We start from the raw sequence: 21,036 nt of genomic DNA, 5'->3' as shown, positions 1-21,036 counted from the left end.
GGCCCGAGCCGCGCGACCGGCTGGCGCTCGGGGACTGGGACCGGCTGATGGCCTATTTCGACGCGCAGGCCGGTGCGCTGGTGCCGGGGCAGCTTCGCATGCTGTTCCTGGACAACCGCAATCGGTTGTTGGCCGACGAGGCGTTCGAGGCCGAGGCAGGTGTCCGCGCGGTTCTCGTTCGCGGGCTGTCACTCCACGCGACGGCCCTGATCGGTGTCCGCATCGCGGCAGGGGGTCAGGTTCTGGCCACGATCGCCGATCGGGACGGCCCCCTCGCCCGTGAACTCGCGGACAAAGGGGGATCGCTGTCGATCGTCCTGCACGACATGATGGTGATCGGACCGGGACAATGGCTGAGCTTCCGCCAGCACGGGCTGCTGTAGCCCGACGCCAGCGGCGCGGCCCTCACCAGCCCCAGGGACGGGGCGGCGGCGGCGGAGGGGGCGGTCCATAGCAGTAACCGCGCGACCACCCCCAAGGGCGCGGCGGCGGTGGCGGATAGTAAGGATGCCAATAATGCGGGCGGTGCCAGTAGTGACCGCCATAATACCCCCAGGCATGCGCGCTGCCATGGCCGAAGCCGAGAGCACCCAGCATGATGGCGACCGAGGCAATGAAACGGACGTTCATCTTCGTATCCTCCTGTGTCGCTGACGGTGGCTCGGGATTACGGCGGACAACAGGACGGTTTGCGGCGGAAAAAGGCGCGTTTTCTAAATTCGCGTTCAAACTTCACGAAGCCGCCTCGACATGGCGCCACAATGACGGCGCAGTTTCGTTGTAGTGCTGCCGCCCCCTCGACGGGTTGGCAAGCTCCGCGTCGACCTGACCGGACTGTCCCCCTCACACGATCTGAAAGGATCATACCATGAGCATCTTCGGCTCGATTGTTTCCGCACTGTTCGGCCATGCCAATGCGGCCACGACCGCCGCGCCCGGCTCGGCCCCCGCCGCTGCAACCCCGTCAGCGGCACCGGCCGCCGCGACACCAACCCCTGTCGACGTCGACGCGGTCCTGAACGGTCTGGCCGCGAAGTCCGGGCAGACGCTGAACTGGAAGGAGTCGATCGTCGACCTGCTCAAGCTTCTGGGTCTGGACAGCTCCCTCACCGCGCGTCAGCAACTGGCGACGGAGCTGCACTATACCGGCGACAAGAACGACACGGCGACGATGAATGTCTGGCTGATCAAAGAAGTCCGGCAGAAACTGGCCGACAACAACGGGACGTTTCCGAACGTCTGATAGCGGGGGCCGTGACCGGCGGGTGGGCGCGCCCACCCGCCGCGCAGCCTTTATTTCGGTACCGGCGCGCACGCCGGCGCCACGGAGCGACCGCTCATGACCGCGTTCGTGAACGCGGCCGAATCCGGAAGCGACGCCAGTACCGTTTGGGAATGGTCCTGCCCCTTGTAAAGGTGCGCCTGAACCACCGTTCCCGCCGCACAGGCGTCGTGGACCAGCGCCGCCTGCCCCAGCGGCGACACGTCGCGGTCCGCCGTGCCGGTTCCTACGAACAGGGGGGCGGATAACCTTAACGTCGGGAACGTCATGGTGCCCAGTGCCGGTGCCAACGCATCGAGGGCACCCGGTTTCAGCGCGTTGCGCGGTGTCAGACCGTCCGCTTCGGCTTTGTCGACCACGCCCTTCAGGCATTCTTTCGACGCTGTCTCCACCGCGGACATGGCCCGGGGCGTGAACACCGTCGCCGGATCGAACGACGGGTCGATGCCCGCGCGCGACGCACCGATCAGCAAGAGATAGCCCAGCATCGGATCGACGCCGCGACCCGACGGCGCGTTGACGGCCGACGTCATCAGCGCCCGCGCGATCTGTGGCGTGAAGTAGGGGATACCGGTTGCGACCGTGCCCCGTATATCGAGGGTCGGCGCGTACGTCGGCGCGTAGGCGGCGGCCGCGAAGGCCGCCCCGGCACCCTGCGACTGCCCGACGATCATCACCGCATCGCGCAGGGCCGGCAGGCCGGTCAGCGCCGCGCGAGCCGCGTCGAGCACGCTGTAGGCCTCGACCCGGGTATTGAGGTAGGCGTGCGTTCCCTCCCCGCCCAGCCCCTGATAATCCGTCGCCACGATGGCAAAACCGCGCTTGAGCCACGCCCCGAGATACGTCTTGTCGCGCCCGGAATGCGCATTGCGCGATGGCGCGCAGGCGTCGGCGATCCCCACGGTTCCGTGCGCCCAGGCGACGATCGGCCATCCGCCGGCGGGCGCCGGACCGTCCGGATACAGCACCTCGCCCGTAACGGGCACCAGTCCGGCGCCGGTCACCCCGTCGGTTGCGAGATACGTGATGGCGAACGCGCGTCCCGCATCGGGAACCGACAGGGCACCGTCCAGCGGCGTGCTGGACAGCAACGTGCCGGCGGTTCGCGTCACGGGCCTGACGGGCTCCGTCGCGGCCGGGGGCACTGTGCACGCCGCCAGACCAAGCCCGAAACCAAGTGAAAGAACGGGAAGGACGTTCATGCCACCCCCTCCGCGCACGTCGATCACCGTGCGGGCTTTACGAATTTCAGAACGACTTGGTCCGTCTTGCCCCGGATCGAGGGATCGAACACCGGCACGGTGTGCGGATCGGACGGGTTGGCCAGAACCGTGCTGTCCGTCTGGAACACGAACCCGGCGGCTTCGGCCTGCTGGCGAATGATGGCCGGGTCGATGCGATGCAGCTTGGCGATGTCTGCGGTAACGCCGCCCGGCAGTGCGACATGATCGACGATGACCAGCGAACCACCGGGGCGAAGGGCGGCGAAAGCGGCCTTGTCGAAGGCCAGTGCCGCGTCGGCGCTCTGGCCGTAATAGATGTCGTGATAGTTCTGCGAGGTCCACACGACGTCGAGCGGACGCGGGACCGACAGGGTCTCGAGCGGCTCCACCGACACGCTGACGTTGGCGAAGGCCGCTTCCTGCGCGATCGCGTTGACCGCGTCCGCCGCCGTGGGCTTCTTCTGCGCCAGCCACGCGGGCACAATCGCATAGACATGGCCTTTCGGGCCGACCACGTTGCTGAACAGACGCGTGAAATACCCTCTCCCCGGCATCACATCGGCCACGGCCATGCCCGGGCGAATCCCCGCAAACGTCAGCAGGGCCGCAGGCTTGCGCGCCGCGTCCGCGCTGCGGTCCTGCTCCGGCCGGTCGTTGTCGGCGATGGCGCGGCTGATCCCGATGGCGGGTTTGCCGCGTCCCAGGGTCGGCACCACGTTGGCATGCGCGATCGTTGGCACCGCCATGCCCACCGCCAGAAGCGAGAGCATACCTGCCGCCGCGCGGCGTCCCCGACGTGCGCCGTGTTCAGTCTTCGTCATCCGATCCGTTCCCCCTAAGCCCGTGCGTGCCGTCCGGCGAACAGGCCGGCGAAAGGCGTGCCAGAAGCCTATCCACAACGCGCCGTGGGCGGAAGGGACTGATTCTCCATGCAGGCCCGCGTGCGCCCGGCCAATCCCCGATCCGGCCATCGGGGCATCAGGGCCGCATTGTCGCGCCGCGCGTCACCGCGTAGGGTCGGGGCGTCGTCTCACCTTCCAGCCGACCGGATGTTTGCCACGGCATGACCCGCCCCGATCCCGCACGCCCCCTGCTTGCCTTTCATGGTGCCGGCCGCATGTTCGCCGGGCGCTCGTCGGACGCGCCGCGCGGGCTGGCGCCCATCAGCCTGAACATCGCGGCGGGGGATTTCGTGACCCTTCTCGGCCCGTCGGGGTGCGGCAAGAGCACGCTGCTGAAACTGGCGGCCAATCTTCTCGAACCCGATTCCGGCCATGTGCGGTGGTGGGGGCGCGGGTTTGTCGATGCCGGACTGGCCGGGCACCGGGTGACGCTCGTGCCGCAGGACGCGACCCTGATGCCATGGCGGTCCGTGGCCGCGAACGTGCGCCTGCCACTTGATCTGGAGCGTCTGCCCCGCGCGCAGGCCGACGCGAAGGTCGATCAGGCCCTTCGCAAGGTGGGACTGGAGTCCGTGGCGGCGTTGCGTCCCTCGGCCCTGTCGGGCGGGATGCGCATGCGGGTCTCGATCGCGCGCGCGCTGGCCGCCGGGCCGGAGCTGCTGCTGATGGACGAGCCTTTCGCCGCGCTGGACGAACTGACCCGCACTGCTCTCGACACTGAAATGGTGCATCTGTGCGAACGATCGGGGCTGACCACGCTGTTCGTCACACACTCCATTGCCGAGGCCGCCTTCCTGTCCACGCGTGTGATCGTCATGGCGGCGGACCCGGGCCGGATTTTCGCCGAATACCCTGTCGATCCCGCGGGACCACGCGACGAGGATTTTCGCCTGAGCGACCGCTTCGCCTCTATCTGTCGCGATCTGACCCGCCTGCTGGCCGAGGCGGCACGATGACCGGCGGCGCGTTTGGCGCGATGGTCCGGGGCATCGTAGGGCCCGCTCTGGTGCTGTTTTTCGTCCTCGGGCTGTGGCAGGGCGCGTGCGATGCGTGGTCGATCCCGCCCTATGTCCTGCCCGCCCCCACCGACATCGGCCATGCCCTGTGGCGCGATGCACCGACCCTGACGCACGCGCTGGGCAGCACGCTGCTGGTGACGCTGTCCGCGCTGGGACTATCGATCGTCATCGGCAGCGTCATCGCGTTCATCTTGGTGCAGAACGTCGTGATCGAACGCAGCCTGATGCCGTACGTGGTGGTGATGCAGGTCACGCCGGTCGTTGCGGTCGCGCCCCTGATCGTCATTCTGGTGCACAACACCTTCGCCGCACTTGTTCTCTGCGCAATGCTGATCGCGATTTTTCCGGTCATCGCCAATACGTTGCAAGGTTTGAAAAGCATCGATCCGGGACTTGCCGACTACTTCCGGCTGCACCGCGCGACGCGCTGGCAGACGCTGTGGCGGTTGCGCCTGCCCTCCGCGTTGCCGCTGTTTCTGGCCGGGGTGCGCGTGTCCAGCGGTCTTGCGCTGGTAGGGGCGGTGGTCGCCGAATTCGTGGCCGGCACCGGCGGCAACAGCGCGGGGCTGGCCTACGAAATCCTGCAATCCGGCTTCCAGATGGACATTCCGCGCATGTTCGCCGCCCTGTTTCTGATTACCCTGGCCGGCCTGTGCCTGTTCGGCGTCACCACAGGCGTGCAGAACCGTCTTCTGGGGCGCTGGATGGCGTCGCGCTGAGCCCGAGCTGTCGAGTGGGCGTCACCCTTGACCTCCGCTGGCAATTGCGGGACTTGATGTTGCGATATCGACCCGGCCGCTGCGGCGTCGCCGGAGGACGCAAGCAGGAAGAGCCTTCACATGAGCGGCGACAAGACATTCGACTTCACCGTGACCCGGTCGGCCCATCCGGTGGCCGATGCGAAGCGCGAGGCCATCCTTGCCAACCCGGGCTTTGGCAAGGCCTTCACCGACCATATGGTGATGATCGACTGGAATATCGACAAGGGCTGGTACAACCCGCGCGTCGTGCCCTACGGTCCCCTGTCCCTCGATCCCGCGACGTCGGTCCTGCATTATGCGCAGGAAATCTTCGAAGGCATGAAGGCCTATCGCTCCACGGATAATGTGGTGCGGCTGTTTCGTCCGGAAGCGAACGCCGCGCGTTTCAACCAGTCCGCCGCCCGCATGGCGATGGCGCAGCTGCCCGAAGACTTGTTTGTCGAGGCTGTGAACCAGTTGGTGCGGATCGACCGTGGATGGATCCCGACCGGTGAAGGGCAAAGCCTGTACCTGCGCCCGTTCATGTTCGCCAATGGCGTCTATCTCGGCGTCAAGCCTTCGAGCGACTACCTGTTTATGGTCATCGCCTCGCCGGTCGGCTCATACTTCAGCGGCAAGGCCGTCAACGTGTGGGTGTCGGAGAACTACACCCGCGCGGCGCCGGGCGGGACCGGTGCTGCGAAATGCGGCGGCAACTACGCCGCGGGTCTTCTGGCGCAGGCCGAAGCGTCCGAGCACGAGTGCGACCAGGTTCTGTTCCTTGATGCGGTGGAACGCAAATGGGTCGAGGAAATGGGTGGCATGAACATCTTCTTCGTGCGCGACGACAAAACGATCGTTACCCCTCCACTGGGCACCATCCTGCCCGGCATCACGCGCAACGCGGTCATGACCATGGCGCGCGAGCAGGGATACACCGTGGTGGAAGAGCCGCTGGCCATCGACCAGATCTATGCCGACGCCGCAAGCGGCCGCATCACCGAGGCGTTCGCCTGTGGCACGGCGGCCGTCATTACCCCGATCGGTGCGTTCCGCCACGCGGCGGGCACGTGTCGCATCGGTCTGGACGGCAGCAACGGCCCCGTGACCGGCGCACTGCGGGACGGTTTGGTCAACGTGCAGCGCGGCACCGCGCCCGACACGCATGGCTGGGTGCACACCATCGACTGAGCGCATGGCGGGAGATGACGCGATCGCGCCATTCGGCGGAATGTCGGTCGCCTGCCCCCCCCCGCGACGATGTCCTGCGGCGCCGACCGCCGGGGACAGCGGCCGATAGAGGTCGTCGGTGAAAGGCGCGATCGCCGTCGTCCGTGCCGCGTGGCGTCGGGGACGACGGCCCCGATCAGCCCGACACGTTCGTCGAATGACAATGGCGAGCGCAGGCTGCGGGCCGTCCCGGGTGCCCCTACGATGACCATCACGCGCGCGACACGGTCGAGCGCTTTTGCCAGCAGACCTGCGGGCCGGTCGTGGAGCGGGTGAAACGCCCCTAAAATTGCGATCCCATCGTAACGGCAGCGCGTCGGCGCATCGGCGTTCACGATGTCCGCGTCCTCGGCCTGCGCAGCGTAGGGTCGGCACGCATGACGTCGCAGGCACGACCGGCCGAGGGACGAGTCGGGCGCGGGTCTGCCTTGTCGGACCGGCCGCAGGTGAACGCCGTGTCGGCTGCGGGGAGGCTGAATGTCGGCCACGTTCAAGGCGGACGAAAAGTTTCGCAACCGTTCCGCCCCGCGCCTTGAACCGGGTTTTCGATCCTATAAGGTCACGCCATGACGGTCGTCGCGCGGCGGCCAGTGTGAACGATCGGGAAGCGAGCAACAGCATGGACGTACGAGCAGCCGTCGCCTTCGAGGCCGGCAAACCCCTGGAGATCGAGACCGTACAGCTCGGCGGCCCGAGGGACGGTGAAGTTCTGGTCGAGATCAAGGCCACCGGCCTGTGCCACACCGACAAATACACCCTGTCCGGCGCGGACCCGGAAGGACTTTTCCCGGCCATTCTCGGCCATGAAGGGGCCGGCGTGGTGGTCGAGGTCGGCCCGGGTGTCAGGCATCTGAAGCCCGGCGACCACGTCATTCCCCTGTACACCCCGGAATGCCGGGAATGTAAGTCGTGTCTGTCGCGCAAGACAAACCTGTGCACGTCGATCCGTGCGACACAGGGCAAGGGCGTCATGCCGGACGGCACATCGCGCTTTTCCTACAAGGGCAAGCCGGTGCTGCACTATATGGGGTGCTCGACCTTTGCCAATTATACGGTGCTGCCCGAGATCGCGTTGGCCAAGATCCGGCCGGACGCACCGTTCGACAAGGTCTGCTATATCGGTTGCGGCGTCACCACGGGCATCGGTGCCGTCCTGTTCACCGCCAAGGTGGAGACGGGATCGACCGTGGTCGTCTTCGGTCTCGGTGGGATCGGGCTGAACGTCATTCAGGGCGCCAAGCTGGTGGGCGCGGACATGATCGTCGGCGTCGACATCAATCCGGCCCGCGAAGAGATGGCGCGCCAGTTCGGCATGACTCATTTCGTCAACCCCAAGGATCTGGGCCCCGACGGCGATGTGGTGGGCCACCTGGTTGAACTGACCGGCGGGGGCGCAGATTATTCGTTCGAGTGCGTCGGCAATCCGACCCTGATGCGTCAGGCGCTGGAATGCTGCCATCGCGGCTGGGGCGTCTCGACGGTGATCGGTGTCGCCGCCGCGGGTCAGGAAATCAGCACCCGTCCCTTCCAGCTGGTCACGGGACGGCGCTGGATCGGATCGGCCTTCGGGGGCGCGCGCGGGCGGACCGACGTGCCGAAGATCGTCGACTGGTACATGGACAACAAGATCGACATCGACAGCCTGATTACGCACAAGCTGCCGCTCGACCGCATCAACGAAGGCTTCGACCTGATGACCAAAGGCGAGAGCATCCGCACCGTCGTGGAGTTCTGAACCGTGACGATCGAAACACGCTCCGAACATCGGTGTTTCGGCGGCACGCTCGGCCTCTACAGCCACGCGTCCGACGCGCTCGGGCTGAAGGCGAATTTTGCGGTCTTCGTCCCCCCGGGGGCGACGGCCGCCGCACCGGTGCCAGTGGTTTACTGTCTGGCAGGATTGACCTGCACCGAGGAAACCTTCGTCATCAAGGCCAACGCCCTGCGCTTTGCCGCCGAGCACGGTCTGGCCCTCGTCGCGCCCGATACGTCCCCGCGTGGCGCGGGCGTGGCGGGGGAGGACGCGTCCTACGACCTCGGCACAGGGGCGGGTTTCTACCTCGACGCGACGCAGGAACCTTGGGCCACGCATTATCGCATGGGCACGTATCTGTCCGATGAGCTGCCGGGTCTGGTCGAGGACGCATTCCCGCTCGATCCGGCACGGCGGGGCATCATGGGCCATTCGATGGGCGGCCATGGCGCGCTGGTGCATGGCCTCAAGGCGCCGGGATTCTGGCGTTCGATCTCGGCCTTCGCGCCGATCGTCCATCCTGCCGCCGTGCCGTGGGGCGAGAAGGCGCTGGGCGCCTATCTCGGCCCGGACAGGGCGCTGTGGAACGCATGGGACGCGACGGCATTGCTCAATGCCGGCCATACCCACCCGACGTCCATCATGATCGATCAGGGCGAGAGCGACCAGTTTCTGGAGCGCGAGCTACAGCCCCATCACCTGGAGGCCGCGGCCCGCACATCCGGTCAGGCGCTGACGCTGAACCGCCGCCCCGGCTACGACCATTCGTACTGGTTCATCCAGAGCTTCATAGGCGACCATATCGCCCATCACGCGGCCATTCTCAAAAGCCTCTGACAGAACAGGCCGGGTGGGCCCTCAGACGTCCCATCCCGCCCCGATCGCGACGAAGAAGTCGATGGCGGTGATGGCCCGCGCGATCTCCCCCTCCACCTCCTGTTCCTCGGCGGACACGGCGACGCGCTGTGCGTCGAGAAAACTCAGGATATCGGTCAACCCGGCCTCGTACAGTCGGCGGCTTTGTTCGCTGGCCCTATGGCTGCTGCCGGTGGCGTGATGCAGAAGCCGAAGGTGACGGTCATGATTCTGTCGCGCCACGATCAGGTCCTGCACTTCCCGCAGCCCGTTGAGGACGCTCTGGTGATACACGCGCCGACTGGCTTCGGCCTGCGCCTGCGCTGCGTGAACATGCGCGGTCAGAGCGCCCCCGTTCATCACCGGAATCGCGGCCCGCAGCATGAAGCTCCAGCTTGAGGCCTGCGCGTCAAACAGCTGATACAGCGACGATGCACTCGGGTCGAAGGTCGGCGGGATGGTGAAATCGGGATAGAGATCGGCCACGCTGGCGCCGACCCCAGCCAGCGCAACCTGATATGCCTGCTGGGCGGCCCGGATATCGGGACGGCGCGCGACCACGCGTGACGGCAGTTCGCGCGGCAGGTCCGGCGTCTTCGGCGTGGCCGACGCCCGCATCAGGTCCGGTCGCATCGTGCCCGGCATCGCGCCGGTCAGGATGTTGATCGCGTGGTGCAGTCGCGCGATTTCGTTGCGCAGAACGGCGATGCGGGCCGTATGGAGATCGAGATCCGCCTGCACCTGCGCGGTCTGCAGCGTCGTGCCGACGCCCTGTTCATACAGTCTGCGCGTCCGCTCGGCCTGGTGACGCACGATGCCGACATAACGTTCGACGATGGCCAGACGACGTTGGGCTCCGCGCAGACGCACATAGGCGCGCGCCAGCTCCGACAGCACAGTCAGGGTCACCGCGTGCCGGTCCTCGAGCATGAGATCGATGCCGTGTTCCTTCTGCTCGACCCGTCGGCGAATGCGCCCGAACAGGTCGATCTGCCACCTCGCCTGCAGACTGTAGGACAGAGTCGAGACGTCGATGCGTCTTGGCTGGGCGAAGACGCGCGGCATGTGGTTGTCGATAACCTTCGACAGCCGCACATCACCCCCCGACATGCCCGCGTCGATCTGCGGCCACCATGCCGACGCGGTCTCGTCACGCACGGCCCGTGCCAGAAGAACATTCTGCGCGGCACTCTGAAGATCGTAATTATGGCCCAGTGCCTGCTCGATCAGCCCGTTCAGCACGGGATCGGAAAAAGCCTGCCACCAGCGGTTCAGGCTCTGGATGCCTGCGTCCTTCGGCCGGTTCACGCCGGTCCCGGCATAGGTCTGGAAACGGTCCGGCAGAGAAATGTGCTCAGGTGTCACCGTGGGGCCAAGCGTGCAGGCACCCAGCATCGGCGGGACAAGAAACGCGACAGCACGAAAAGAAATTCGGGTATATTTTATCCAATCAGCCTCTATATCAGACAACATCATCACGATACTTAAAAATTTCTTCACAAGCGGCATGTCGAGTGGTTGCAGAAATCGATATCAGATGAGCTATGTTTGTTTCTGTCGGTTCTTTTTCAAAACCTGTCTTCATCGTCACTGCGCACAGACCAGCCTTCGACAGCGCGTATGGCTTCCCCGATGATTGATTTATCGCACGACGGGGGCGAGCGAGTTCTGCCACACTCGTCGTCTACGCTGCTGTATCACGGGGAGAGATGCCATGAGCCTGACCATGAAAGCCGCCGTCGTTCGCGCATTCGGCAAGCCGCTGACCATCGAGGAACTCGCCGTTCCCGAACCGGGACCGGGGCAAATCCTGGTCAAGATGGTTGCCTGCGGCGTCTGCCACACCGATCTGCACGCCGCGAACGGTGACTGGCCAGCCAAGCCCAATCCGCCGTTCATCCCCGGCCATGAAGGTGTCGGCCGCGTCGCCGCGGTCGGACGGGACGTGAAATGGGTCAAGGAGGGTGATCTGGTCGGCGTGCCATGGCTCTACTCGGCCTGTGGCCATTGCGAGCATTGTCTGGGCGGTTGGGAAACGCTGTGCCACGACCAGCAGGACACCGGCTACAGCGTCAATGGCTGCTTCGCCGAGTACGTGATCGCCGATCCGGGCTATGTCGCCCACATACCGGCCAATGCCGACCCGTTACAGATCGCGCCGGTCCTGTGCGCGGGCCTGACGGTCTACAAGGGCCTGAAGATGACCGACACCAAGCCGGGCGACTGGGTGGCGATCTCGGGTGTCGGCGGACTGGGTCAGATGGCGGTGCAATATGGCGTCGCCATGGGGCTGAACGTCGTGGCGGTCGACATCGACGACGGCAAGCTTGCCACCGCCAAGGGGCTCGGCGCCGCGCTGACCGTCAATGCCCTGCACGGCGATCCGGCGGCGACCATCCAGAAAGAGACCGGCGGCGCGCATGGAACTCTGGTCACCGCGGTCTCGCGCGGTGCCTTTTCGCAGGCGATGAAATTCGGCCGCCGCGGTGGGACGATGGTGCTGAACGGACTGCCGCCGGGCGATTTCCCGGTCTCGATCTTTGACATGGTCATGGACGGCACGACGATCCGCGGATCGATCGTCGGCACGCGTCTGGACATGATCGAGGCCCTGTCGTTCTTCGGGGACGGCAAGGTGCGCACGGTGGTCAAGCCCGACCGGCTCGAGAACATCAACCAGATTTTCGACGATCTCGAGCACGGGCGCGTCGATGGGCGGATTGTTCTCGATTTCACCCACTGAGGCGCGGCCTGATCACGCCGTCACGTCCGTCCCATGCCTTGCAACCGCCGGGTTCGCCGTTCACTGTGACGACGAACCCCGTCGGCTGATGGATCACAGTAGAGGACAACGCGATGGACACGACCGGCGACAGGGCCCGCAAGACCCCCGCGCGCCCCAATCCGCTTCGTTCGCGCAAAGGGATGGAGGCGGTGTCCGCCCTCCTGCTCCGGCTGGGCGCATCGGCCCCTGAAGCTGTCATCGAGCGGCTGGTGGCCGATCCTTCGGCCATGGAGGATGTCTGCCGCGAGCTTGCCGGCGGTGCGTCGATCGAGAAATATCGCAAACTGGCGACGACCAGCAACATCATGGAGTCGGGCCGCGTCGAGGCCGATTACGCCTATGTCGGGCTGCCAGACGAAGCGCAGGGCTGTGATTTCGACACCGGGTTTCGCGACCATATGGCCCCCCGCCTGGGCAAGCGCGCGGAGAGCTTCGCGGTCATGTTCGACCATCTGCGTCGTTGCGAGCGCCCGCTGATCGTGGAGACCGGGTGCCTGCGCGTGCCCGACAACTGGGAGGGCGACGGGCAGAGCACCTTCCAGTTCGACTGGTTCGCGCGCGAGCACGCGGGTCAAGTGGTCACGGTCGATATCAACCCGGACAGCATCGACAGTTCGCGCCGCGCGTGCAGCGGCGTAACCAGCACGATTCTCAACGATTCGGTGGCCGCACTGCACATGCTGGGCAGCCTGGCGGCACGCCCGGCGGCCCTGATCTATCTCGACAGCTTCGACCTCGACACGTCGAATCCGATGCCTAGCGCGATCCACCATGCAACCGAGATGATGGCCGCCCGGGGATTGATCGGGCCCGGCACCCTGATCTGCGTCGACGATTTCGATGTCCCGCCCCTCGGCCCGGGCGGCAAGGGACTGATCGTGGACCAGTTCATGCACGGTGTGCGTGCCGACGTCCTGTTCAGCGGCTATCAGAAGGTGTGGCGCGTCGCGGCCTGACAGGGTCGCGAGCAACCCCTTTCGTCACCGCGCCGGATGTTTTAAACCCCCGCTCCTTGCAATCGGGACGGGAGCGCGCGGTGACGAACGATCATGTCAGACTGGGGATCGACTTCGGCACCACGAACAGCGTGGTCGTCCTCGCGCTGCCCGACGGACGGACACGCGCCCTGACCTTCCGCTTCGACGGGCACCCGGACAGCGAGACCTGCCGCACGCTACTGTGCCTGTGGCAGGAGGAGGAACGCGGACGTCTGGCCGTGCGCGACGCCATCGGGCTGGACGCGATCGACGCCTATCTGGACGATCCGACCGAGAGCCGGCTGATCATGTCGATGAAGACCTACCTCGCGCAGGGATCGTTTCGTGAAACACGCCTGCTGGGCCGCACGATGACGCTTCAGGCCATCATCGCGCGTTTCCTGTCGACGCTGATGCGCACCTGCGACCTCGACCCCGCGCGGGCGACCGTGACCGTGGGGCGGCCGGTGCGCTTCGCCGGGGAACTGGCCGACGACGAACTGGGCGTCACCCGCCTGCGCGAGAGCTTTCTCCAGGCCGGTTTCCACGACATTCGCCTAGCCCTGGAGCCCGAGGGGGCCGGCTGGCGGTTCATGCAGCGGCTGGATCGCCCCGCCACGATTCTGGTGGGCGACTTTGGCGGCGGCACCAGCGATTTTTCGGTCATGCGGTTCGATCCGGATGCGCCGGTGCGCGCCCGCACGCTGGGCCATGCCGGTGTGGGCATCGCGGGCGACCAGTTCGATTTTCGCATAATCGACGCGGTCGTGTCTCCGGCGCTGGGCCGCGACACCACGTACCGGATCATGGGGGGCGAGCCATTGCCGGTACCCGCGGAATGGTATGCGGGTCTGTCCCGCTGGCACCGGCTGTCGCTGATGCGCACGCCGCAGGTCCTGCGCTCGATCCACGATGTCGCGAAAACGGCGTCCGAGCCGGACAAGATTCGTAATCTCGCCCATCTGATCGAAGACCAGCAGGGCCAGGCCCTCTATCGGGCCGTGGGTGCCGCAAAAAGCGCCCTGTCCTCGCAGGAGGAGACGGTGCTGCGCTTCTCCCACCGCGGTCTGCTCATCGAGCAGACCGTCACGCGTCATGCCTTCGAACAGTGGATCGCCCCCGATCTCGTCCGTCTGGACGACGCCGTCAGCGATGTTCTCGACCGCGCGGGACTTGGTCCGGACGCGATCGACCGGGTCTTCCTGACCGGCGGCACGTCGTTCGTCCCGGCCGTGCGAGGGCTGTTCGACCGCCGTTTCGGCGCCCACAAGGTCGATACGGGTTCGGAATTCGTCTCGGTGGGCGAAGGGCTTGCCCTGATGGAGCACGCGGCTACCGTGTCCGCCTAGGCAATCCCATGTCCCCGTCGTGCGGCGGCCCGGGCGCGGCCGGTAATCTGCCACCGGGCACGCCGTATTAGGTTGCCAAGCCGCGCCAGCACGCACAGGATACGGACGCGCGACCCACAGCGCCAATACGTGACTGAAACAGCGAGACTTTACAGTGAACGGCCGTCACCAAGACACCCTCAGCAGCGCCGCCGAAACCTTGGGCGGCGGCTCGTTCGAAACGCCGGTTCCCCAGATTCTGGCGGGCGTGCAATACGTGAAGACCGTCAGCTTCGCCGTGCACGATTCTCCCGGCATTCTGGGACGCCTTCCGGCGCAGCCGCACATCGCACTCGGCCTGGACGTGACCGCCCAGCAACTCGGCGATCATCAGCCCAACTTCGAGGTCGCACTGCGGATGCGGGTGCAGAGCCTGATGGCAGCCCCCACGGCCGAAACTCCCGAACCGGCGACCATCTATCAGGCCGATATTCTCTATGCCGGGATGTTCACGCTGCAGAACGCGACGCCTGAGACGTTCGAGCCGATGCTGCTGATCGAGGCGCCGCGCCTGATCTTTCCGGCCGCGCGCAATTACCTCGCCGATCTCACGCGGGAGGCGGGCCTGCCGCCCACCCTTCTTCAACCCGTGGACTTCCGCGCCCTCTGGCGCCAGCGCCGCGCAGAGCCTTAAAGAACGACCTTCTCCCGGCGTCTGCCGGGGCAGCCTTACGCACGAGGGACGCCTTGTCAGAGCCGACCGAACGACCTTCCCCCGCCGCCGTCGACCACGAGCCACGCTGGGCCACGTTCGACGCGGTGTGGTACGTCGCGACCTATGGCGACGCGATGGAGGATCCGGCCGAAGATCCGGCCCTGTTCTACCAGCGCCGGGGCGTCCTGATCGGCCACGCGCCCAATCCGTTTTTCGACGAACGCGGCTACCTCGCGCAGTATGCCGATGTCGCCGAGGCGGTGGCGCACGCGTTCTTCGAATCCGGCTTCCAGCATTACCGCGAAGTCGGCTTTCCCTCCCGCGCCCCGCACTGGCTGTTTTCCGAGCACACTTATATCGCCAATAATCGCGACCTCGGCCAACACGTGTTCCAGGCTGACGGGTTCGTTAACGGCTACGACCACTACCTGTCCCGGGGCGATCTGGATTTTCGCTCCGGAAGCCTATTTTTCGACCCGCAACTGTTTCGCGACCAGAGCCGTCTGGCCGAACAGCCTCTCGCGGCAGACCGGGGCTGCTTCGAGCAGTTCGTCTCCTCCACCGGACCGCTAAGCGATGTGCGCACATCGCTGTATTTCGATCCCGACTGGTATCTGCGAACCTACCCCGATGTGTCGGAGGCCATCCGCACCGGCGCTGTCCGCTGCGCGCTGCATCATTACCTGACCAACGACACACCCTTAGCGTTCAATCCCGGCCCCCTGTTCGACGAAACCCTGTATGCGCAGCGCAACCCCGACATCGCCGCGATCGTCGATCAGGGTGGGTACCGCAACGGATTCGACCATTTTCTGCGTTACGGCTGCTTCGAGCTGCGGTCCGGGACGGATGCGTTTGATCTGCGTGCCTATGCCGCCCGGCCCGACGTCGCGCACGCCCTGGCAAGCGGACAGGCCCGCGACGCCTTTGCCCACAAAAGTGCCTCCCTGCTGCGCGCGTCACCACCGTCCCCGGAACTGGCTGCCGCCATCCCGGCCCAGTATGAAACGCTGATCCAGCGACGCGCGACGTCCCTCGTCCCGCTGGTCGTGCGCTCGCCGCTGTCGTTCGGGAATGCCAATGAGGCACGGGTGGCGGTGGTTGTCGTGGCACGCAACGGCTTCGGCCAGACGCTGGCCACTTTGACCCGCCTGCGTGAAGCCTGCACGGAGCCGCTCGAGCTGATCGTGGTCGATCGCGGGTCGCGCGACGAGACGCGTCATCTCGAACATTTCGTCCACGGCGCACGTATCCTGCGGCTCTCGCACGATGTCGGGCTGGCCGAAGGGTTCAACGCGGCGCTCGCCGTGGTGCGGGCGCCGGTGTGCCTGTGGATCGAGCCGGGCATGGAGCCCTTGTTCGGCCTGATCGACGCCGTCACCGACGTGTTCGCGGGCGACAGTGCGGTCGGCGCGGTCGCGGGCCGTGTTCTTCAGCCCGACGGCCGCGTGGCCGAAGCTGGCGTCCTGATCGCCCGGGACGCAGGTCTTCACCGTCTTGGCGCCGGGTCGAGCGCGTCGGCGCCGGAGGTCGGCTACAGCCGTCGTGTCGGCTGTGCCACCGCCGGCGCGCTGGCCGTCCGCACACGCGCCCTGCGCGACATCGGCGGGCTGGCGCGAGAGTTTTCGGATTTCGCGCATCTCTCCGCCGATCTGTGCCTGCGTTTGGCCGGGACGGGGTCCCACTGCGTCTACACACCCGACATGCTTCTCGGCGCCCCCACGTTCCTGCCGCCCGAAGCGTCCGATCCCGATGACGGCCGCCTGCGCCTGCGCGCGGCGCACCTGTCGCGCCTGCGCTTTCTGCCCTCCGGTCCGGCGACGGGGCTGCGGGGTGCTTACCGCGAACGATCCACGCTCGTGCTGGTGCCGCGCCTGCCCCGTCAGGTCGTCTATGGCAATGCGCGGCGCCTGTGCGCGATCGTCACGGAACTGGCGTCGCGCGGGCCGGTCACCGTGCTGTCCGCGGAACCGGCGGGTGTCGATCTGATGGTGCTGCGCCGCGCGCTGCCGTCGAATGTCGAAATCCTGCATGACCGCGGGTTGGACGCTTTGGCGCCGTTACTGCGGGCGCGGACCGGTGTCTATGACCACGTTTGGGTGCTCAGCCCGGAACTTCTGGCGCGCGCGGTCCCGGCATTGCGCGAGGCCGCCTCTGCCCTGCCGACGGGGGGCCTCGTTCTCGATGCGCCCGCCCTTGGGACACCGCGCGTGACCGTCGGAACACTGACGCCCGGGGAAGGAGCGTTCAACGCCGCCCTGCGGCAGGAATTCCACGCCGCGTGGTTCGCGCAGGCGCTTGTCGCCGCGACACCGGGCGAGGCGCTCGAGCTGACCTCGGCCGGGCTTGGAACCACGCGCGTCGTGGGGGTGCCGGTCGCGGCCCGAACGGACGTGCCGAGCTGGGCGGAACGGCGCAACATCGTGTGCGCGGGTGTGTTCAACAACCCGCCGAGCCTTGAGCTGAGCGGTCTCGAGTGGCTGCTGCGCCGCGTCCTGCCGGAGGTGTTCGCGGCACTTCCCGACGACACGCGCCTGATCGTAACCGGCCCTGCGGAATATTACATCAGCTTCGCCGCTCTGGTTGCCGACCCGCGCGTCGTGTATCGCGCGGACGAGCCCGATCTGGACACGCTGTATGATCGCGCGCGCGTGTTTGTCTCACCCGCCACTTTTACGACCGAGGTCGCGGCCGAAGCGCTCTCGGCCGCCGCCGCCGGGGTGCCCGTGGTCACAACCGCTCAGGCTGCCTCCCAGCTCGCACTGGGACCGGAGGCCGGGTTCCTGCCCGCCGGCGATGCCGACGCGGCCCTGTTCGCCCACCAGATCGTCTCGGCCTACACCCATGAAGGGTTCTGGACGGAATTGAGCATGGCCGGGCGCCGGACGATACCGCGCCTGCACGGCAGCGCCGTGTTCCGGCAATCGGTGCAGGCCGCCCTGCGTGCGTCGACGGCCGCGACTCTGGACGTCGAATCGGCCTGACGGCCCATCTCGCGCGACCGCTTGCCCTGAGAGGCCGCAGCGCGCAGACTCTTCGGCCTCAACCGCCCGCAGCGGCGGTCTTACGCGTCAGGAGAACCCTCATGTCACCCTCCCCCGGAACACAGCCTGGCACCTTGACCGGGACGCTTGAGCGCGTCGATGCCTCGATCGACGACGCCCTGTCGCGGCTGTTCGCCCTGCTGCGTATTCCCAGCGTGTCCGCGCAGCCCGAACACGCGGCCGATTGCGCGGCCGCCGCGCGCTATCTGCGCGACGAACTCCTGGCCTGCGGCTTTGACGCCAGTATCCGCGACACCCCGGGTCATCCGATGGTCGTCGCACATGATCTGGGCGCGACGACCGGCCCGCATGTCCTGTTCTACGGACATTACGACGTTCAGCCAGTCGATCCGCTCGCCCTGTGGAAGACCGCCCCATTCGAGCCGACCCTGATTACGACCGAATCCGGTCGGGTCGAAATCACCGCACGTGGAGCATCGGACGACAAGGGGCAGGTCATGACCTTCATCGAAGCCTGCCGTGCGCTGCGTGCCCAGACCGGCGCCCTGCCGGTGCGTGTGTCGATCATCCTGGAAGGCGAGGAAGAAAGCGGCAGCGATAACCTGCGGCCGTTCCTCGAACAGCACCGGGAGGAACTCCGCGCCGATATCGCCCTTATCTGCGACACGGGCATGATCGCACCCGACCAGCCCGCGATCACCGGCAGCCTGCGCGGCCTGGTGGGCGAGGAAGTCACGATCGAGGCCGCACGGCGCGACCTGCATTCCGGCCTGTACGGCAACGCCGCCCGCAATCCGATCGAATGTCTCTGCACAATCCTCGGCACCGTGCGCGATGCCGACGGACGCGTGACGCTGCCCGGCTTCTATGACGGGATCGCGGTGCCCCCGGACGGACAGCGCGCCGCGTGGCGGGCGATCGACCCCGACGACAACGGTTTGCTGGGCCCGGTCGGACTGGCCGTCCCGGCGGGCGAGGCCGGCTTTACGGCGCTCGAACAGACCTGGTGCCGGCCGAGCTTTGAAATCAACGGCATCAGCGGCGGGTATGAGGGTGAGGGCTTCAAGACGGTTTTGCCCGCCCGCGCGACGGCCAAGGTGTCGTTCCGGCTGGTGCCCGGCCAGGATCCCGAGCGCATCCGCGCGGCGTTCCGCGCGCATGTGAACGCGGCACTTCCGTCCGACTGCCGGGCGCGGTTCACCCCGCACGGCGGCTCCAAGGGCATCGCGTTGCCGCCTGACGGCCCGTTCATGGACGCCGCGCTGGGCGCGCTGAGCGCGGAGTGGGCGCCCAACCGCGCCGTGGTGATCGGCGGTGGCGGGTCGATCCCTGTCGTCTCCGACCTGCGCGAGGTACTTGGTATGGACACGTTGCTGATCGGGTTCGCACTGGATGACGACCGCATCCATGCGCCGAATGAGAAATACGATCTCGCCAGCTTCCACAAAGGGATTCGTGCCTGGGTCCGCGTGCTCGACGCTCTGGCATCATGATGACCGGGCGGCCGCCGATCGGCCTGACGATGGGCGACCCGGCCGGGATCGGCCCGGAGCTCACCTACGCTGCCTGGCACGCCCTGCGTCAGACGCCCGCAGAGGCCTTCGTGCTGTTCGGTGATCCGGCGTCCCTGCCGAAGGATGCGCCTCACAAGGTCATCGCAACGCCAGATCAGGCTTGGGCGGTCTGGCCGGATGCCATCCCGGTAATGCAGGGCATACGCCTGACGGACCCTGTTCAGCCCGGCGTCGGAAACCCGGCGCACGCACCGGCGATCATCGACAGCATCGCGCGCGCCGTGGCAGCGGCGCAGGCGGGAGCCACAGGTGGCGTTGTCACCAACCCGATCAACAAATACGTCCTGCGCCAGGGCGGTTTCATCTACCCGGGCCACACGGAATTTCTCGCGGACCTCTGCGGCGTTCCGGGGCATGAGGTCATGATGCTGGCCGGCCCTTCGCTGCGCGTGGTGCCGGTCACCATTCACGTCTCGCTGCGCACGGCGCTGGACCAGTTGCGCGTGGACGAGATCGTGCGTGTTGCGCGCACCACCCATCATGCACTGCGCCGGGACTTTGGCCTGCCTTCACCGCGTCTGGCGGTTGCCGGCCTGAACCCGCATGCCGGTGAAGGCGGCCTGATGGGCACGGAGGAAGAGGCGATCATCCTGCCCGCCCTGTCGCGCCTCCGGCAGGACGGGATTGACGTCACGGGGCCCTGGCCGCCCGATACGATGTTCACCCCGACCGCACGAGCGGACTATGATGCCGCGATCTGCATGTATCACGATCAGGCCCTGATTCCACTCAAGACGCTCGATATGGACAACGGCGTCAATGTCACGCTCGGCCTGCCGATCATCCGGACCTCGCCGGATCACGGCACCGCCTTCGACATTGCCGGGCGCGGCATCGCCCGACCGGACAGCCTTATCGCCGCGCTGCGTCTCGCCACGTCCATGACTGCCCATCGGAGCCCGCCATGAACCTGCCCTCCCACACACCCCTGCCCCGTCTGGGCGTCAATATCGACCATGTCGCGACCGTGCGAAATGCGCGCGGGGGCGAGCACCCGGACCCGGTCGAGGCCGCGCTTCTGGCCGTCCGCTCCGGGGCGGATGGCGTCACCCTGCATCTGCGCGAAGACCGACGCCACATCCGCGATGCGGACGTGCAGCGCATGGTCACGGCCCTGACCGCGCCGATCAACCTCGAAATGGCCGCGACGCAGGAAATGGTCGCCATCGCCCTGCGGCACACACCGCACGCATGCTGCATCGTGCCCGAACGGCGCGCCGAAGTGACGACCGAAGGCGGGCTGGATGTGCTTGGCCTGTCCGCGACGCTGCCGCAACAGGTGCGTACACTGGCCGACGCCGGTATTCGGGTTTCGTTGTTCATCGACCCCGAACCGGCGCAGATCATCGCCTCTGCCGAAGCGGGCGCGGCTGTCGTCGAACTGCACACCGGCGCCTATGCCGAAGGACGTGACGGCGAACTGGCACGGCTCGCCGAGGGCGCCGTTCTGGCGGCGTCCCTGGGGCTGGAGGTGCACGCCGGTCATGGGCTGACGTTCGACAATGTGCGTCCGATCGCTGCACTGGCCGACGTGGCCGAACTCAATATCGGGCATTTCCTGATTGGACAGGCGATTTTCGATGGCCTGCCCGCCGTCATCACCCGCATGAAGGCCGAGATCGCCGCCGCCCGCGTGTGATCGACTGGC

Annotated in this window: 19 protein-coding genes; 15 read left to right on the top strand and 4 right to left on the bottom strand. The window is 66.7% G+C overall.

Translation table 11 applies throughout. From position 1 onward, the window contains the following. The coding region (locus HUK82_RS01375; protein ID WP_305144396.1) for a JAB domain-containing protein at positions 1 to 383 on the top strand (383 nt) is incomplete at its 5' end. A gap of 22 nt (positions 384 to 405) precedes the next feature. On the opposite strand, the gene HUK82_RS01370 is transcribed toward HUK82_RS01375, so the two are convergent. Next, positions 406 to 630 carry a hypothetical protein gene (locus HUK82_RS01370; RefSeq protein WP_176612230.1) on the bottom strand — a complete coding sequence of 75 codons (225 nt, stop codon included), beginning with the start codon at positions 628 to 630 and terminating at the stop codon, positions 406 to 408. Between the two features lie 238 nt (positions 631 to 868). On the opposite strand from HUK82_RS01370, the gene HUK82_RS01365 reads away from it, so the two are divergent. Continuing rightward, positions 869 to 1,243, top strand: coding sequence for a DUF3597 domain-containing protein (locus HUK82_RS01365; protein WP_176612229.1), 375 nt, complete (start codon positions 869 to 871; stop codon positions 1,241 to 1,243). Positions 1,244 to 1,293: 50 nt separating this feature from the next. Here HUK82_RS01365 and HUK82_RS01360 read toward each other — a convergent pair whose 3' ends face one another. Together HUK82_RS01360 and HUK82_RS01355 are read right to left on the bottom strand one after the other, a co-directional pair. Beyond that, positions 1,294 to 2,484, bottom strand: a complete 1,191-nt coding sequence (locus HUK82_RS01360; RefSeq protein WP_176612228.1) for a lipase family protein — start codon at positions 2,482 to 2,484, stop codon at positions 1,294 to 1,296. A 23-nt stretch (positions 2,485 to 2,507) separates the two neighbouring features. Beyond that, complete coding sequence (locus HUK82_RS01355; protein WP_176612227.1) at positions 2,508 to 3,326, bottom strand: class I SAM-dependent methyltransferase; 819 nt, start codon at positions 3,324 to 3,326, stop codon at positions 2,508 to 2,510. A gap of 296 nt (positions 3,327 to 3,622) precedes the next feature. Between HUK82_RS01355 and HUK82_RS01350 the strand changes: the two genes are divergently transcribed. From HUK82_RS01350 to fghA, 5 genes are all read left to right on the top strand, one after another. Further along, the gene (locus HUK82_RS01350) at positions 3,623 to 4,363 is read left to right on the top strand and encodes an ABC transporter ATP-binding protein (protein ID WP_176612239.1); all 741 of its coding nucleotides are present in this window, start codon (positions 3,623 to 3,625) and stop codon (positions 4,361 to 4,363) included. Continuing rightward, on the top strand, positions 4,360 to 5,145 hold the full coding sequence (locus HUK82_RS01345) for an ABC transporter permease (RefSeq protein WP_373318268.1): 786 nt from the start codon (positions 4,360 to 4,362) through the stop codon (positions 5,143 to 5,145). Before HUK82_RS01350 ends, HUK82_RS01345 begins: the two co-directional genes overlap by 4 nt. Before the next feature lie 120 nt (positions 5,146 to 5,265). Next, positions 5,266 to 6,357: a branched-chain amino acid aminotransferase gene (locus tag HUK82_RS01340; protein WP_176612226.1), complete on the top strand. Its 1,092-nt coding sequence runs from the start codon at positions 5,266 to 5,268 to the stop codon at positions 6,355 to 6,357. A 658-nt stretch (positions 6,358 to 7,015) separates the two neighbouring features. Continuing rightward, positions 7,016 to 8,131, top strand: coding sequence for an S-(hydroxymethyl)glutathione dehydrogenase/class III alcohol dehydrogenase (locus HUK82_RS01335; protein WP_176612225.1), 1,116 nt, complete (start codon positions 7,016 to 7,018; stop codon positions 8,129 to 8,131). 3 nt (positions 8,132 to 8,134) lie between these two features. Beyond that, positions 8,135 to 8,986, top strand: a complete 852-nt coding sequence (gene fghA / locus HUK82_RS01330; protein ID WP_176612224.1) for an S-formylglutathione hydrolase — start codon at positions 8,135 to 8,137, stop codon at positions 8,984 to 8,986. Positions 8,987 to 9,007: 21 nt separating this feature from the next. Here the strand turns inward: fghA and HUK82_RS01325 are convergent, their stop codons facing one another. Further along, a complete protein-coding gene (locus tag HUK82_RS01325; RefSeq protein ID WP_176612223.1) occupies positions 9,008 to 10,399 on the bottom strand; it encodes an efflux transporter outer membrane subunit in 1,392 nt (463 codons plus the stop codon). Between the two features lie 319 nt (positions 10,400 to 10,718). Here HUK82_RS01325 and adhP point away from each other — a divergent pair, with 319 nt between their 5' ends. The 8 genes from adhP to HUK82_RS01285 all read left to right on the top strand — a co-directional run bounded on the left by adhP (position 10,719) and on the right by HUK82_RS01285 (position 21,027). Beyond that, a complete protein-coding gene (adhP, locus tag HUK82_RS01320) occupies positions 10,719 to 11,747 on the top strand; it encodes an alcohol dehydrogenase AdhP (protein ID WP_176612222.1) in 1,029 nt (342 codons plus the stop codon). 113 nt (positions 11,748 to 11,860) lie between these two features. Then, a complete protein-coding gene (locus HUK82_RS01315) occupies positions 11,861 to 12,745 on the top strand; it encodes a hypothetical protein (protein WP_176612221.1) in 885 nt (294 codons plus the stop codon). Positions 12,746 to 12,825: 80 nt separating this feature from the next. After that, a complete protein-coding gene (locus HUK82_RS01310) occupies positions 12,826 to 14,115 on the top strand; it encodes an Hsp70 family protein (RefSeq protein WP_176612220.1) in 1,290 nt (429 codons plus the stop codon). A 154-nt stretch (positions 14,116 to 14,269) separates the two neighbouring features. Further along, positions 14,270 to 14,788 carry a protein-export chaperone SecB gene (locus HUK82_RS01305; RefSeq protein ID WP_176612219.1) on the top strand — a complete coding sequence of 173 codons (519 nt, stop codon included), beginning with the start codon at positions 14,270 to 14,272 and terminating at the stop codon, positions 14,786 to 14,788. Positions 14,789 to 14,841: 53 nt separating this feature from the next. Continuing rightward, positions 14,842 to 17,793 (top strand): glycosyltransferase, encoded by a 2,952-nt coding sequence (locus tag HUK82_RS01300; RefSeq protein WP_176612218.1) that lies wholly within the window; start codon positions 14,842 to 14,844, stop codon positions 17,791 to 17,793. 101 nt (positions 17,794 to 17,894) lie between these two features. Then, positions 17,895 to 19,307 (top strand): dipeptidase, encoded by a 1,413-nt coding sequence (locus HUK82_RS01295; protein ID WP_176612217.1) that lies wholly within the window; start codon positions 17,895 to 17,897, stop codon positions 19,305 to 19,307. Continuing rightward, positions 19,304 to 20,296 (top strand): 4-hydroxythreonine-4-phosphate dehydrogenase PdxA, encoded by a 993-nt coding sequence (gene pdxA, locus HUK82_RS01290; RefSeq protein WP_373318261.1) that lies wholly within the window; start codon positions 19,304 to 19,306, stop codon positions 20,294 to 20,296. Before HUK82_RS01295 ends, pdxA begins: the two co-directional genes overlap by 4 nt. Beyond that, on the top strand, positions 20,293 to 21,027 hold the full coding sequence (locus HUK82_RS01285; RefSeq protein WP_176612216.1) for a pyridoxine 5'-phosphate synthase: 735 nt from the start codon (positions 20,293 to 20,295) through the stop codon (positions 21,025 to 21,027). Before pdxA ends, HUK82_RS01285 begins: the two co-directional genes overlap by 4 nt. The last annotated feature ends 9 nt before the right edge of the window (positions 21,028 to 21,036 follow it).

It is taken from the genome of Ameyamaea chiangmaiensis (assembly GCF_013376175.1).
In the GTDB taxonomy this organism is placed as follows: domain Bacteria; phylum Pseudomonadota; class Alphaproteobacteria; order Acetobacterales; family Acetobacteraceae; genus Ameyamaea; species Ameyamaea chiangmaiensis.
This window is presented reverse-complemented; position numbering and strand designations above follow the sequence as displayed.

Coding starts and splice junctions, on each gene's coding strand:
- HUK82_RS01370 (WP_176612230.1), bottom strand. CDS start 630: ATGAACGTCCGTTTCATTGCCTCGGTCGCCATCATGCTGGGTGCTCTC.
- HUK82_RS01365 (WP_176612229.1), top strand. CDS start 869: ATGAGCATCTTCGGCTCGATTGTTTCCGCACTGTTCGGCCATGCCAAT.
- HUK82_RS01360 (WP_176612228.1), bottom strand. CDS start 2,484: ATGAACGTCCTTCCCGTTCTTTCACTTGGTTTCGGGCTTGGTCTGGCG.
- HUK82_RS01355 (WP_176612227.1), bottom strand. CDS start 3,326: ATGACGAAGACTGAACACGGCGCACGTCGGGGACGCCGCGCGGCGGCA.
- HUK82_RS01350 (WP_176612239.1), top strand. CDS start 3,623: ATGTTCGCCGGGCGCTCGTCGGACGCGCCGCGCGGGCTGGCGCCCATC.
- HUK82_RS01345 (WP_373318268.1), top strand. CDS start 4,360: ATGACCGGCGGCGCGTTTGGCGCGATGGTCCGGGGCATCGTAGGGCCC.
- HUK82_RS01340 (WP_176612226.1), top strand. CDS start 5,266: ATGAGCGGCGACAAGACATTCGACTTCACCGTGACCCGGTCGGCCCAT.
- HUK82_RS01335 (WP_176612225.1), top strand. CDS start 7,016: ATGGACGTACGAGCAGCCGTCGCCTTCGAGGCCGGCAAACCCCTGGAG.
- HUK82_RS01325 (WP_176612223.1), bottom strand. CDS start 10,399: ATGCTGGGTGCCTGCACGCTTGGCCCCACGGTGACACCTGAGCACATT.
- adhP (WP_176612222.1), top strand. CDS start 10,719: ATGAGCCTGACCATGAAAGCCGCCGTCGTTCGCGCATTCGGCAAGCCG.
- HUK82_RS01315 (WP_176612221.1), top strand. CDS start 11,861: ATGGACACGACCGGCGACAGGGCCCGCAAGACCCCCGCGCGCCCCAAT.
- HUK82_RS01295 (WP_176612217.1), top strand. CDS start 17,895: ATGTCACCCTCCCCCGGAACACAGCCTGGCACCTTGACCGGGACGCTT.
- pdxA (WP_373318261.1), top strand. CDS start 19,304: ATGATGACCGGGCGGCCGCCGATCGGCCTGACGATGGGCGACCCGGCC.
- HUK82_RS01285 (WP_176612216.1), top strand. CDS start 20,293: ATGAACCTGCCCTCCCACACACCCCTGCCCCGTCTGGGCGTCAATATC.